Origin of the sequence: Bowmanella yangjiangensis (assembly GCF_018531185.1) — a bacterium.
Classification (GTDB): Bacteria; Pseudomonadota; Gammaproteobacteria; order Enterobacterales; family Alteromonadaceae; genus Bowmanella; species Bowmanella yangjiangensis.
Genome location: NZ_JAHDJU010000001.1, coordinates 19,201 through 33,183, shown reverse-complemented (window position 1 = coordinate 33,183; position 13,983 = coordinate 19,201). Strand labels below are relative to the sequence as shown.

At 48.8% G+C, this 13,983-nt stretch carries 13 protein-coding genes; 3 read left to right on the top strand and 10 right to left on the bottom strand.

All coding sequences use genetic code 11. The features are described from left to right. Nucleotides 1–40: 40 nt before the first annotated feature. The 3 genes from KJY73_RS00160 to trhP all read right to left on the bottom strand — a co-directional run bounded on the left by KJY73_RS00160 (nucleotide 41) and on the right by trhP (nucleotide 2,157). Complete coding sequence (locus tag KJY73_RS00160) at nucleotides 41–430, bottom strand: GFA family protein (RefSeq protein ID WP_214339042.1); 390 nt, start codon at nucleotides 428–430, stop codon at nucleotides 41–43. 139 nt (nucleotides 431–569) lie between these two features. Next, complete coding sequence (locus tag KJY73_RS00155; RefSeq protein WP_214339040.1) at nucleotides 570–815, bottom strand: YfhL family 4Fe-4S dicluster ferredoxin; 246 nt, start codon at nucleotides 813–815, stop codon at nucleotides 570–572. Nucleotides 816–819: 4 nt separating this feature from the next. Beyond that, on the bottom strand, nucleotides 820–2,157 hold the full coding sequence (trhP, locus tag KJY73_RS00150) for a prephenate-dependent tRNA uridine(34) hydroxylase TrhP (RefSeq protein WP_214339038.1): 1,338 nt from the start codon (nucleotides 2,155–2,157) through the stop codon (nucleotides 820–822). A gap of 271 nt (nucleotides 2,158–2,428) precedes the next feature. Here trhP and fusA (KJY73_RS00145) point away from each other — a divergent pair, with 271 nt between their 5' ends. Continuing rightward, a complete protein-coding gene (fusA, locus tag KJY73_RS00145; protein WP_206594810.1) occupies nucleotides 2,429–4,522 on the top strand; it encodes an elongation factor G in 2,094 nt (697 codons plus the stop codon). Nucleotides 4,523–4,754: 232 nt separating this feature from the next. Beyond that, nucleotides 4,755–5,522, top strand: a complete 768-nt coding sequence (locus KJY73_RS00140; protein WP_214339036.1) for a hypothetical protein — start codon at nucleotides 4,755–4,757, stop codon at nucleotides 5,520–5,522. A gap of 46 nt (nucleotides 5,523–5,568) precedes the next feature. On the opposite strand, the gene KJY73_RS00135 is transcribed toward KJY73_RS00140, so the two are convergent. Beyond that, the gene (locus tag KJY73_RS00135) at nucleotides 5,569–6,621 is read right to left on the bottom strand and encodes an aldo/keto reductase (protein ID WP_214339034.1); all 1,053 of its coding nucleotides are present in this window, start codon (nucleotides 6,619–6,621) and stop codon (nucleotides 5,569–5,571) included. Nucleotides 6,622–6,744: 123 nt separating this feature from the next. On the opposite strand from KJY73_RS00135, the gene murI reads away from it, so the two are divergent. Next, nucleotides 6,745–7,593 (top strand): glutamate racemase, encoded by an 849-nt coding sequence (murI, locus tag KJY73_RS00130; protein ID WP_214339032.1) that lies wholly within the window; start codon nucleotides 6,745–6,747, stop codon nucleotides 7,591–7,593. A 4-nt stretch (nucleotides 7,594–7,597) separates the two neighbouring features. On the opposite strand, the gene KJY73_RS00125 is transcribed toward murI, so the two are convergent. From KJY73_RS00125 to rpsL, 6 genes are all read right to left on the bottom strand, one after another. After that, entirely contained in the window at nucleotides 7,598–8,680 is a 1,083-nt protein-coding gene (locus KJY73_RS00125; protein WP_214339029.1) for a hypothetical protein, read from the bottom strand. Between the two features lie 78 nt (nucleotides 8,681–8,758). Continuing rightward, on the bottom strand, nucleotides 8,759–9,358 hold the full coding sequence (locus tag KJY73_RS00120; protein ID WP_206594805.1) for a TIGR02466 family protein: 600 nt from the start codon (nucleotides 9,356–9,358) through the stop codon (nucleotides 8,759–8,761). A 165-nt stretch (nucleotides 9,359–9,523) separates the two neighbouring features. Beyond that, complete coding sequence (gene tuf, locus KJY73_RS00115) at nucleotides 9,524–10,708, bottom strand: elongation factor Tu (protein WP_214339021.1); 1,185 nt, start codon at nucleotides 10,706–10,708, stop codon at nucleotides 9,524–9,526. Between the two features lie 66 nt (nucleotides 10,709–10,774). Beyond that, nucleotides 10,775–12,880, bottom strand: a complete 2,106-nt coding sequence (gene fusA / locus KJY73_RS00110; RefSeq protein ID WP_214339027.1) for an elongation factor G — start codon at nucleotides 12,878–12,880, stop codon at nucleotides 10,775–10,777. Nucleotides 12,881–12,895: 15 nt separating this feature from the next. After that, complete coding sequence (rpsG, locus tag KJY73_RS00105; protein ID WP_188699268.1) at nucleotides 12,896–13,366, bottom strand: 30S ribosomal protein S7; 471 nt, start codon at nucleotides 13,364–13,366, stop codon at nucleotides 12,896–12,898. A 79-nt stretch (nucleotides 13,367–13,445) separates the two neighbouring features. Next, nucleotides 13,446–13,820 carry a 30S ribosomal protein S12 gene (gene rpsL, locus KJY73_RS00100; RefSeq protein ID WP_102798949.1) on the bottom strand — a complete coding sequence of 125 codons (375 nt, stop codon included), beginning with the start codon at nucleotides 13,818–13,820 and terminating at the stop codon, nucleotides 13,446–13,448. Between the last annotated feature and the right edge of the window lie 163 nt (nucleotides 13,821–13,983).

Below are 13,983 nucleotides of genomic sequence, written 5' to 3'. Positions count from 1 at the left end.
CGCGGCCAAATTATTGAATACGAATCGGCTTAACAGACTTTCACGGAAACGCCTGGTGCTCAGGCAAGGATGTATGCAACTCATACCAGCAGGCCTTGTCTGACAACCAGATATGCATAGCTTCCTGGCTGCAGGGGTCATCATCCAGCGACCCCAGTCTCAATATAATGTGTGAGGTATTTTCCCGTTTCGCATAAATTTGTGTGCCACATTGTCGACAAAAATATCGATGTTTACCCGGCGAAGATTCAAATTGGTTTAACTGCTCAGCGCCTTCAAGCTGGAAGTCAGCATCTGCTACTGCAGCCACACTGGAAAATGCCGCACCATGCGCCTTGCGACAAGTGCTACAATGACAATGCACGATATCGCCAACTTTACCGGCTATTCGATAACTAACCTGACCGCATAAACAGCTGCCTTTTATCACAATCCTTTCCTTATTAACGGCATGGCAAATTCACCACAGAGTGAAGACCGACATAAGGCGCACGTTATTGCATAATATGTTACTGATAGAAAGCCCACAGAGCCTTGCGATACAGGTTTACAAAGAGCTTTCCCCGACGCTATCCATACATAGACAAGAACTTATCATGCAGTTGTTCCTGGCTTTCCGGGTGCGAGGGGTCGGGCTCGATGCAATCAACAGGGCAGCAGGCCACGCATTGTGGCTCATCATAATGCCCCACACACTCAGTACACTTATTAGTGTCTATTACATAGATCTCTGCTCCCATGCTTATCGCCTCGTTGGGGCATTCCATAGGGCAGACATCACAGTTGATACATTCTTCAGTAATGTAAAGTGCCATTGGCTTAACTCCCGACCTGATAGAAAGGTTGTCTGGTGGTACTTTGCAGTGGTAGGTTGCGCATCAAGATACCCATGTCAGCTCTGACGTTATCAGGTCCCTTGACCCACACTTTATAGCCCGCGCCCGGCGCTACTTGCATCGGCAACCCAGACTCGGTATGCATTTGGGTCAAGGTAAAATCATAGTTCCCGCCTGGTGTCATTAGCTCGAGACTACACCCCTGCATAAACTTATTTTTGACCTCCACCAGCAAGCTGCCGTCAGCACGTTGCTCCAACACCTCACCAACCAGTTGCTGACTGTCACTGACAGAACTGCCATCTTCGTAGTTCTGATACTCATCATGAGTATGCCGACGTAAAAATCCTTCGGTATAACCTCGGTTGGCAAGCTTCTCTAACTCTTCTAGTAACTGCACGTTAAAAGGCTTGCCCGATACGGCATCATCAATCGCTCGCCGATAAGCCTGAGCGGTGCGGGCACAATAGTAGAACGACTTGGTTCTTCCCTCGATTTTTAGAGAATCAACCCCTATCTCGATGAGCCGCTGTACATGTTGCACGGCTCTGAGATCTTTGGAGTTCATAATGTAAGTGCCGTGCTCATCTTCAAATACCGGCATCAACTCATCCGGACGCAAAGCCTCTTGCAAAAACGCTTGCGGCTTAGCAGTCTCTTCTTCTTGAGCCCCTCCACATTGACTCCCTTGCATACCATGCACCTGATATTGCCATCGGCAAGCGTTAGTACAGGTTCCTTGGTTAGGGTCGCGCTTGTTCATATAACCGGATAGTAAACAGCGGCCTGAATAGGCCATGCACAATGCCCCGTGCACAAAGACTTCGAGTTCAATATCCGGGCAGCGCTGACGGATCTCCTCGATCTCTTCCAACGCCAACTCCCTAGATAATATTACCCGCTTGATACCTTCCTGCTGCCAAAAGCGCACAGTCGCCCAGTTCACGGCGTTAGCTTGTACCGATAGATGGATATCCAGATTGGGAAACGCATCTCTGGCTAACATTATTAAGCCAGGATCTGACATGATCAGGGCATCCGGATTCATCTCCACCACCGGGCGCAAATCCTGTAGAAAGGTTTTAAGCTTACTATTATGTGGAGCTATGTTATTCACGACATAGAGCTTCTTTCCTTGCGCGTGCACTTCATCTATAGCTTCAGCCAACCTGGCATGATTGAACTCGTTATTCCTAACCCTTAGTGAATAGCGAGGCTGGCCGGCATAAACGGCATCGGCTCCATAAGCCAAGGCATAGCGCATATTTTTTAGGCTACCTGCCGGACTTAGCAGTTCCGGTTTGCCCTTGGTGGTGGACATAAAATAACTCCGCGAAGAATATGGGATACTGGCATACTACGCAGAATTTCGATGGCAGGTGTTAATCAGGATCAATAAACTTAGGTTAAACTGTACAGGTTATTCGGTGAGCCGTTACACCGTGAATAAAGGGGCAACCATGGGTTTTGTCTGCCCTTACTGACGGCTGTAAGAACTTTTGCACAAATATTTAGCAGAAAACGGGTTTTTAACTGTGTTTTCCTGTATACTTGCGCGCGATTTTTTTCCCTTAAACTTTGTGAAGGAAACCATGGCAGATTTATCCCTCTACAGAAATATTGGTATTTTCGCCCACGTTGACGCGGGTAAAACTACCACTACAGAACGCATCCTGAAGCTCACTGGTAAGATCCACAGACTGGGTGAAGTGCACGATGGTGAATCCACCATGGACTTCATGGAGCAGGAAGCCGAGCGCGGTATTACTATCCAATCAGCAGCAACAACCTGCTTCTGGAAAGGCCACCGTTTTAACGTTATCGACACTCCCGGACACGTTGACTTTACGGTTGAAGTATACCGTTCACTGAAAGTTCTGGACGGTGGTATAGGTGTATTCTGTGGTTCTGGCGGTGTTGAACCTCAGTCAGAAACCAACTGGCGCTATGCTAACGATTCTGAAGTTGCTCGTCTGATCTTCGTCAACAAGCTTGACCGTATGGGTGCAGACTTCTACCGCGTTGTTAAGCAAATCAAAAACGTACTGGGCGCAAACCCACTGGTTATGACCCTGCCTATCGGCCGTGAAGACGAGTTCGTTGGCGTGGTTGACGTACTAAACAAACAAGCGCTTGTTTGGGACGATAGCGGACTGCCAGAGAATTTCGAAGTTAGAGAAATCCCTGAAGACATGGTTGATCTGGTAAATGAGTACCATGAGCAACTGGTCGAGACTGCCGTTGAGCAAGACGATGATCTGATGATGGCCTACATGGATGGTGAAATCCCATCAATTGAAGACCTGAAGCGTTGTATCCGTAAAGGTACTATCAATCTGTCTTTCTTCCCTACCTTCTGTGGTTCAGCCTTTAAGAATAAAGGTATGCAGCTGGTATTGGACGGCGTTATTGATTACCTGCCAAGCCCAACAGAAGTTCAGCCTCAGGATCTGACCAACGAAGAAACCGGCGAGCCTACTGGTGAAGTGGCTACTGTTTCTGTTGATGAGCCTTTCCGCGCTCTGGCATTTAAGATCATGGATGACCGTTTCGGTGCCCTGACCTTTATCCGTGTTTACTCTGGTAAGCTGAACAAGGGTGATACCATCCTGAACTCTGCTACCGGTAAAACCGAGCGTATCGGCCGTATGGTAGAGATGCACGCTAACGACCGTAACGAGCTGACTGGTTGCCAAGCCGGTGACATTCTGGCGTTCGTAGGTATGAAGAACGTGAAGACTGGTCACACTCTGTGTGATCCTAATCACCCTTGTACTCTGGAACCTATGATCTTCCCTGAGCCGGTAATCTCTATCGCCGTTGCACCAAAAGACAAAGGTGCTTCAGAGAAGCTGGGTAACGCATTGTCTAAGATGATCGCGGAAGACCCAACTTTCATCGTTGAAACCGACGAAGACTCTGGCGAAACCATCCTGAAAGGTATGGGTGAGCTGCACCTAGATATCAAAGTAGACATCCTGAAGCGTACTTTCGGTGTTGAACTGGTTGTAGGTAAACCTCAGGTTGCTTACCGTGAAACTATCACTAAGCCAGTTGAAGATTCATACACCCACAAGAAGCAGTCTGGTGGTTCCGGTCAGTTCGGTAAGATTGATTACCGCATCCGTCCTGGTGAGCCAGGTACAGGCTACAAGTTCAGCTCTACTGTTGTAGGTGGTAACGTTCCTAAGGAATTCTGGCCTGCCATCGATAAAGGCTTCAAGAGCATGCTGGACGAAGGTACCCTGGCTGGTTACCCGGTTCTGGATCTGGAAGTAGAGCTGTTTGACGGTTCATTCCACGCGGTTGACTCATCAGCCATCGCGTTCGAAATTGCCGCTAAGGGCGCCTTCCGTCAGTCTATTCCAAAAGCTGCACCACAGCTGCTGGAGCCGATCATGAAAGTTGACGTGTTCACTCCTGAAGATCACGTAGGTGACGTTATCGGTGACCTGAACCGTCGTCGTGGCATGATCAAAGATCAGGAAGCTGGTGTAACTGGTGTGCGCATCAAGGCAGATGTACCTCTGTCTGAAATGTTTGGCTACATCGGTTCACTGCGTACTATGACTTCTGGTCGTGGTCAGTTCTCTATGGAATTCTCACACTACCTGCCTTGCCCGGCCAACGTGTCTGAGAAAGTCATCGAAGAAGCGAAAGCGCGTAAAGCTGCTGCGAAGAAGTAATAGCTTCAAAGCCTAAAGAAAAGCCGACCTTATGGTCGGCTTTTTTATGTCTGAAATTAATTCCATCACTGCCCCGCATATCCTTGTTTGCATCCGAAAGCAAAGCATCCTTGAGCTTTTTTTAACCAGTCGGGTTAAGTTGTTTGTTCAACAGGGTATGGAAGTACTGCGTGGCCAAACAAAATTGGTATGATAGGCTCAACGATTTATATTGGCGCTTCAGAGGGGACCCATGTCCAAGACAGATGATATGCCCAGCATCCAGCTGGAACCGGAAGATAGAGACGCCTATCTGAATAAACGCAGCAAGCAACCAAAGACAGACAAAGCTGCTGTTGAAGAACCCACTACTGCTGCACCTAAAGGCGGGGCAGGCAGGGGTTTGGTCTTTTTCGTTATGCTGCTGGCCCTAGGTGGTCTTGGGGCAAATGGCTGGCTTTACCAGCAACTGGAGCTGGAAAAACAGAATCTGCAAGCGGCCAAAAATCGTATCGAGGATCTCGAGGGTAAACTGTCGGCAACCGGTGAGGAGATGGGCGAGTCCACCGTGGCGTTGCAAGCCAAGCTCAAGGCGGTCACAGAGAAAACCGACGAGCTTTGGGAGCAGATGGATAAGCTGTGGGCCTCAGCCTGGCGCAAAAACCAGTCGGAAATTAAAGAGCTGTCTACCGCTTTGGGTAATCTGCAGAAACAGCAACAATCCGTAGCTGAAAAAGCTCGCTTGTTGGAAACTGACATCTCCATGAGTACCACTCGGGTCAGTGCCATTGAAGAGCAGTTTACCAAGCTACAAAATGGCCAGGATACCCTGCATACCAGTTTGATGAAGATCAGCTCCGCGCAGCCACAGCTAAACAGTCAGTTGGAAGAGCTTAAGGGTAAACTGCGTGACAGCCTACAGAATATCCAGGATCTGGGGTTGCGTATCACACAGCTGGAAAACATCATCCAGGCACCGACCGCATCTACATCCGCACCGGCCTCAAACACCGGCGAGTAAGTATTTAAAAAGCCCCGATTAAGGGGCTTTTTTGTTCAAACTATGATTAGAAGGCCACGGGAAAGCGCTGATGAACAGCGGCTATTGCAGCTAACTGGGTATCACTTAGTCTATGCTCAAAAGCCCCGATATCCTCTTTTAGCTGTACCATACTGGTTGCACCAATAATGGTTGAAGTCACCCCATCAACCTGATTGACCCAAGCCAAAGCGAGCTGGCATGGGGTCATAGACAGTGACGCCGCTAAATCGACATATTCCTTCACAGCCGCCTGAGACATTGGCGTGTCCCGGAATAAACCATTGCGCTGAGTCAGTGTCCAGCGGCTACCTTCAGGTCTCTGACCATTTAGATACTTACCACTTAGCATACCACCTGCCAAAGGAGACCAGGGAAGATAGGCAACATCAGAGTGCACGCATTGTTCCACCAGATAAGGCCAGTCCTTGGTATGCAGTAAATTAAACTCGTTTTGAATAGATACCATACGAGGCAGACTGTATTTCTCACTCAAACGCAAATATTCTGCAATTCCCCAAGTGGTATCGTCAGACAAACCACAATAACGGATTTTGCCGGCCTTCACGCAAGTATCCAGCGCCTGTAAGATTTCCAGCATCTGATTACTGTGTTTTAATGTATCGACATCGGTAAAGCTTACCTGGCCAGGCCAATGCTTACCAAAATGCGGAGTAGTTCGGTTCGGCCAGTGCAACTGGTAAAGATCGATGTAGTCGGTTTGCAGTCGTTGTAACGAGGCATCTACCGACTGAATCACCGCCTCTGCGGTAATATCCCCTCCGCCACGAATATAAGAAATACCGGGGCCGGCAATTTTACTGGCAACAATCAACTCTTTGCGTTTACTGGCATTTTTTGCCAGCCAGTTCCCTAGTATTGTTTCGGTCTTGCCGTAGGTGTCGGCGCTCGGAGGTACCGCGTACATTTCAGCTGTGTCTATAAAGTTAATCCCCAGATTAAGGGAATATTCCAACTGCGCGTCAGCGTCTGGCTGGTCATTCTGCTTACCCCAGGTCATGGTACCCAGACACACTCTTGATACCTGTAAATCGCTGCTGCCTAATCTGCTGTATTGCATGGTTTACCTCTTTATTCGGCGTAATTTTGTTTTATTGGGGCAGAGCCTGGCAAGCTCAACCCTTGCTTCAGCATTACCTGGCTGCGAGGCGATATACAGAGCGACCAACAGCAGGTACCATACTTGCTTCTTTTAGCTATTTCACTCGCCTTAGCCATTATTCCTATGTCAGCCGACTACGATGCGCAAAAACCTATTGGTGTATTTGATTCAGGACTTGGCGGGCTCAGTGTACTTCGCGAGATCTATCGCCAATTTCCAGACGAAAGACTTATCTATGTGGCAGACTCGGCCCACGCCCCCTATGGAACTAAAACAGCAGATTTCATCACCTGGCGCTGCGAACAGATAGTCGCTTTTCTTGAGGAACAACAGTGTAAAGCAGTAGTAGTAGCCTGTAACTCCGCCACGGCAATCTGCATTGAGCACCTGCGAGCAAACTCAAATTTGCCGATCATTGGCATAGAGCCCGCGATTAAGCCGGCAGCAGCATCCAGCCATAGCCGACGAATTGGACTTTTAGCCACCCAGGCAACACTGAATAGCAAGAGACTCATGACACTGCAGCAATCCTGGGCGCAGCAATGTGAGGTAATCTGCGTACCCTGCCCTGGCTTTGTGGAATGTGTTGAGAGAGGTGATATATCCGGTCCTCATGTAAGAGCATTGGCTTCCCCCATATTGGAACATCTAACTCAGATGGGCGTTGACACATTAATCCTCGGCTGCACCCACTATCCCTTCCTGCTTCCCCTGTTCAACAAACTGGTAAAAAATGAGATGCGCATTATTGACCCGGCGCCTGCAGTTGCCAAACAACTAGGTCTGCGTCTTAGTCAACAGGGGTTGCTGGCAAGGGGGAATAACACGGAAGTAATAGGTTTTTATTCAAGTGCTCCTGAACTTATCAACCAACAAATAATTCAGCAACTGTGGGGAACATCACTGCGCATCCAATCACTTCCGGCATGATATTTTATTGATTATCAGAATTGGGATTTAACTTCGCCAACTCCCTTTTCGCGGCCTTGAGTTCCTGCTCAGCTGCCAGCCTGGCTTCAACCATCTCATTGGCGACGGCAGCCAGCGAACGAAACTCGGCAAACCCCAACTTACGCTCATCCAGACGCTGGTATTGACGTTTACAGCGATAGAAAAACTGGATAAAGGCGGAGAAGGCTCGCTGAAATGTCACCAGGCTTTGTATTAGTACCAACATCAGCGTTGCCAGTGTGAACAACATAATAAGCAGCCCCGTGCGTTCCACTCGCTGTTGCTCTGCATTAAGCAATGGTTTCAACACCTCATCCAATTGGTGCAGACGCATTTCCATATCCTGCGCAATACTACGAAACTCACCTTTTAAACCGTCATCCTGCCTCAAGCCGATTTGTTGGTAGGAATGCACCAGTTGTTCAAACCCAGCCTGATAACCAGATAACAGGCCTTGTAATACGTCCTTTTGCGGAGCATCATCAATCGCCGACTGGAATTGTAAAAGAAGCTGGTGTTGGCGCTCGACATACTCCAGGCGCTTACGCAGCATAAAGTCTTTTTCACTGCGGCGAATTTGTAAAAGCAGCACTTGCCACTCGGCTTGCCCACTTTGCTGCAATTGGGTTTCTAAAGCATGTACAGCTTCACGAAACTGCCCCTGCTGCCCTTTTGTTTCGTCAAAACCTATACGTGACTGTAAGGTTACTAACTGGGCAAACTTATCCTGATAAGCGCTGACGGCACTGCTTAGTTCATTCAACGATGCAGGGATAATCTCGAGTCTCTCTAAGTGTCTTGCGAGTTGGTTCAGATTGGTGATCAGCTCAGCCGCTTGTTCGTTTAACATTTCCACATCGCGCGGATCCGCTCGTAACAGAAAGTCTTTCTCATGTCGGCGTAATTGCAACAGCTGATTGTGCAACAACACCAATTGCATACGCTGCTGACTGAGGTCGATGAGGCGATCTGTGGAGTATAGTTGGGTCCCAACCAACAGAGCCATACCAAACAAGCAGACAAGAATAATCAGTAATAGTCGATACTTAATGGAGTCTAGTTTCATTTGCTGCTCCTTGGGTAACCTTAGGAGCATAACAAGGGATTGTGACGTTTCCGTGGCGGCTAAAGGAGCGTCAACAGGTCATATGACGTATATATTAAAGCTGACGGAAACCCGCATTGCATCACTGCGATTAGGCATCACAGCATGGGGCACATGTGAGCGAAACAGCATTAGTCTATTTTCTACCGGGGCATAACAGGTTTCATAGTTTTCAATGCTCCCCTGTGGGTTTGGTATCGCCGTCTGCATATTCGGATGATAAAACTTGATATCCCCGCACCCCACAGGAGCCGATAAATAAAACACACCGCTCAGGAATGAGGGATGGATAGCATGCAGATGGTTATGCACCTCCTGGCTATCTCCGGGTGCGTAGAAGTTAAACCAACTCTCTCTTACCTCGATACCCTGAGCATCAGGATAGAGTTTACTCAGAAAGGCGCCAGCGTGACGAATGAGGAAGTCATGAAACGCTGTTAGGTCATACTTTTGAATAATCTGTCGATGCGCCGACAAGCGTGACTGAATATAAGAACGACTGTTGGCATCACTGCGAGTCAGAATTTCATCCAGTTCCTGTTGGACCACTGATTGCAGTTCGGCTCTTACTCCGGCAATCTCACTCTCGCTGGCATCATGATGATAAATAGCAGTGGGAAACCAAAGCTCAATTTTCATAACAATATTATCCGATACAACTCTCGAGTCGAGGGTAACGTATCACTGCGTCAAGCTCCACTGTCAATGCTAACTATCTGTAACATTGGCGACCTATCAATGTCTGGATGTTGGCAATAAAAAAGGCTCCCTAGGGAGCCTTTTCAATCACTTAAGCAATTAAAATCACTCAAGGATCTTAGATACTACGCCTGCACCTACGGTACGGCCACCTTCACGGATAGCGAAGCGCAAGCCTTCGTCCATCGCGATTGGGCAAATCAGGTCTACAACAAACTTCAGGTTGTCGCCTGGCATTACCATCTCTACACCTTCTGGCAACTGTACTGAACCAGTTACGTCAGTGGTACGGAAGTAGAACTGTGGACGGTAGCCTTTGAAGAATGGCGTGTGACGGCCACCTTCTTCTTTGCTCAGTACGTATACTTCTGCTTCGAACTTGGTGTGTGGCTTGATTGAACCAGGCTTACACAGTACTTGACCACGCTCTACGTCGTCACGCTTAGTACCACGCAGCAGCGCACCGATGTTCTCACCTGCACGACCTTCGTCAAGCAGCTTACGGAACATCTCTACACCCGTTACTGTAGTAGTAGTGGTAGGGTTGATACCTACGATTTCTACTGAGTCACCTGTGTTTACAATACCACGCTCTACACGGCCTGTTACTACAGTACCACGACCAGAGATAGAGAATACGTCTTCGATTGGCAGCAGGAACGGCTTATCGATGTCACGCTCTGGCTCTGGGATGTAAGTGTCCAGGGCTTCGCCCAGCTCTACAATCTTCTTCTCCCACTCTGCGTCGCCTTCCAGCGCCTTCAGAGCTGAACCACGGATTACCGGCAGGTCATCACCTGGGAAGTCATACGCTGACAACAGCTCACGTACTTCCATTTCTACCAGTTCCAGCAGCTCTTCATCGTCTACCATGTCACATTTGTTCATGAATACGATGATGTAAGGTACGCCTACCTGACGACCTAACAGGATGTGCTCACGCGTCTGTGGCATTGGACCATCAGTCGCCGCTACTACCAGAATCGCACCGTCCATCTGCGCTGCACCGGTGATCATGTTCTTAACATAGTCAGCGTGTCCAGGACAGTCTACGTGTGCGTAGTGACGGCTAGGAGTATCGTATTCTACGTGTGACGTAGAGATAGTGATACCGCGGGCCTTTTCTTCTGGCGCGTTGTCGATTTGGTCGAATGCTTTCGCAGAACCACCGTAGGTCTTCGCCAATACAGTAGTGATTGCTGCTGTCAGTGTAGTTTTACCGTGGTCAACGTGGCCGATAGTACCTACGTTCACGTGCGGTTTCGTACGTTCAAACTTTTCTTTTGCCATTTTACTAAGTTCCTAAGTTAAAAGTCCGGCCCCCTGTTTGGGACAGATTACCGGACCAGACCTTCATTAAGATTTTCTAGCTTCAATAATCGCGTTAGCCACGTTATTTGGTGCTTCCGCGTAATTAAAGAATTCCATGGAATAGGATGCTCGGCCCTGGGTTGCGCTCCGCAGGTCAGTTGCATAACCGAACATTTCAGACAGTGGTACTTTCGCACGCACAATCTTAATGCCGGCAACGCCATCTTCCATACCTTCAATGATACCGCGACGACGGTTCAGGTCGCCGACCACATCACCCATCCAATCCTCAGGCGTCGTGACTTCGACTTTCATCAGCGGCTCAAGCAACACAGGGTTCGCTTGGGCAGCACCTTTCTTGAAGCCCATCGAGCCTGCGATCTTAAACGCCATTTCAGAAGAGTCAACATCGTGATAGGAACCATCAAAGAGAGTTACCTTCACGTCGAGTACAGGATAGCCAGCCAGAACACCATTTTGCATTTGTTCCTGGATACCCTTGTCAACTGCCGGGATGTATTCTTTTGGAATAACACCACCAACAACGGCGTTGACAAACTCGTAGCCCGCCCCTTCTTCTTGGGGCTCGATCTTCAGCCATACGTGACCAAACTGACCGCGACCACCAGACTGACGGACGAACTTGCCTTCTACTTCAACTGCCTTTCGCAGTGTTTCACGGTAAGCAACCTGAGGTTTACCCACATTGCATTCCACCTTGAACTCACGCTTCATGCGATCGACTATGATATCCAGGTGCAGTTCACCCATACCTGAAATAATAGTCTGCCCAGTCTCTTCATCGGTTTTAACCCGGAATGAAGGATCTTCGGCAGCCAACTTGCTCAGTGCGATGCCCATCTTCTCCTGGTCCGCAACAGACCTCGGCTCAACTGCTACCGAAATAACAGGTTCAGGGAAATCCATTTTTTCCAGAATAATGATGCTGTTCGGGTCACATAAGGTGTCCCCGGTCGTGACATCTTTAAGACCAATGGCGGCGGCAATATCACCAGCCCGCACTTCTTTGATCTCTTCACGGCTGTTAGCGTGCATCTGCACGATACGACCAAAACGTTCACGTTTGGCTTTTACCGAGTTAAATACGGTATCTCCTGAATTCACCACGCCGGAATAACAGCGGAAGAATGTCAGTGTACCGACAAAGGGGTCCGTGGCAATTTTGAAAGCCAGGGCAGAAAACGGCTCACTGTCATCTGCGTGACGTTCAGCTTCAGACTCATTGGCATCATCCAAATGGCCCTTAATAGCTGGCACGTCCACTGGTGCAGGTAAGAAATCAATAACCGCATCCAGCACTGCCTGTACGCCTTTGTTTTTAAACGCAGACCCACAGGTAGCCAAAACGATCTCGTTGTTCAACGTACGGGTACGCAGACCGAGTTTGATTTCTTCTTCTGACAGCTCGCCCCCTTCCAGGTATTTATCCATCAGCTCTTCAGAAGCTTCAGCAGCGGCCTCGACCATTTCCATGCGTAACTGCTCGGCTTTCGCTTGCAACTCCGCTGGAACCTCTTCATAGCTGAAACTCATACCCTGGTCCGCTTCGTTCCAGTTGATGGCTTTCATCTTGAGCAGGTCAATAACGCCTTTGAAGTGCTCTTCAGCACCGATGTTTAATTGGATAGGTACGCAGGTTGCACCAAGACGACTGCGGATCTGACTGACCACGCGATCAAAATCAGCACCTGTGCGGTCCATCTTATTGACGAACACCAAACGAGGTACGTGATATTTGTCGGCTTGACGCCATACTGTCTCGGATTGAGGCTCAACGCCAGATGAACCGCAAAACACCACCACGGCACCATCTAACACCCGCAATGAACGTTCAACTTCGATAGTGAAGTCTACGTGTCCAGGCGTATCAATGATGTTGACACGATGCTGTTCGAACTGCTGGTTCATTCCAGACCAAAAGCAGGTGGTAGCAGCAGAAGTAATGGTAATACCACGCTCCTGCTCCTGTTCCATCCAGTCCATGGTGGCTGCGCCATCATGGACCTCACCGAGTTTATGCGATAAACCGGTATAGAAGAGTACGCGCTCGGTAGTGGTGGTTTTACCCGCATCCACGTGAGCGCAAATACCGATATTACGATAACGCTCAATAGGAGTCTTACGAGCCATAACGTCCTCTCTCTATTACCAACGGTAGTGAGCAAACGCCCTGTTGGCTTCGGCCATACGGTGCACGTCTTCACGCTTCTTAACCGCGGTACCTTTATTCTCAGAAGCATCCAGCATTTCAGCAGCCAGGCGCTGAGCCATAGACTTCTCGCCACGCTTACGAGCGGCTTCTACCAACCAACGCATGCCCAGGGCATTACGACGAACAGGACGAACCTCTACAGGTACCTGATAGGTAGAACCACCTACACGGCGGGACTTAACTTCCACAGACGGACGGATATTATCCAACGCGTCCTCGAACACATCTAAGTGTGCTTTACCGGTTTTCTCGGCAACGATGTCGAGTGCACCGTATACGATTTTTTCAGCAGTAGATTTTTTGCCGTCCAGCATGACAACGTTCATGAACTTGGCAAGCAATTGTGATCCGAACTTAGGATCAGGCAGGATCTTACGTTGACCTACGACTCTTCTTCTAGGCATCTTCTTTCTCCGTTGAATTCAGGAATTACCCAAAACTCTCAATAATTACTACAGTTTGGCCTTACTAAACGGAGAACCGTTAGGACTTGGGCCTTTTCGCGCCGTACTTAGAACGGGCTTGCTTACGAGCGTTAACACCGGCGCAGTCCAAAGTACCGCGAACAGTGTGGTAGCGAACACCTGGCAGGTCTTTAACACGACCGCCACGGATCAGTACAACGCTGTGCTCTTGCAGGTTGTGACCTTCACCACCGATGTATGAGCTGACTTCGAAACCGTTAGTCAGACGAACACGGCATACTTTACGCAATGCAGAGTTCGGTTTCTTAGGAGTGGTGGTATATACGCGAGTACATACACCACGTCGTTGTGGGCAAGCTTGCAGCGCAGGTACATTGCTTTTTTCAGCGACCTTTGCGCGGGGCTTACGCACCAACTGGTTAACTGTTGCCATTAACTAGCTCCTGATAAAAATAACTACTACTGAAAAATCAAAAACGGTTACCAATCATTCAGCTTAGCCGATGATTTGCTCCCGTGTTGCTGCAATTGGCCATCCTGCCTCGCAGCCTATTCACTTCCATGCAAATAAAAAACCGCAACCCTAAAAAAGGGTC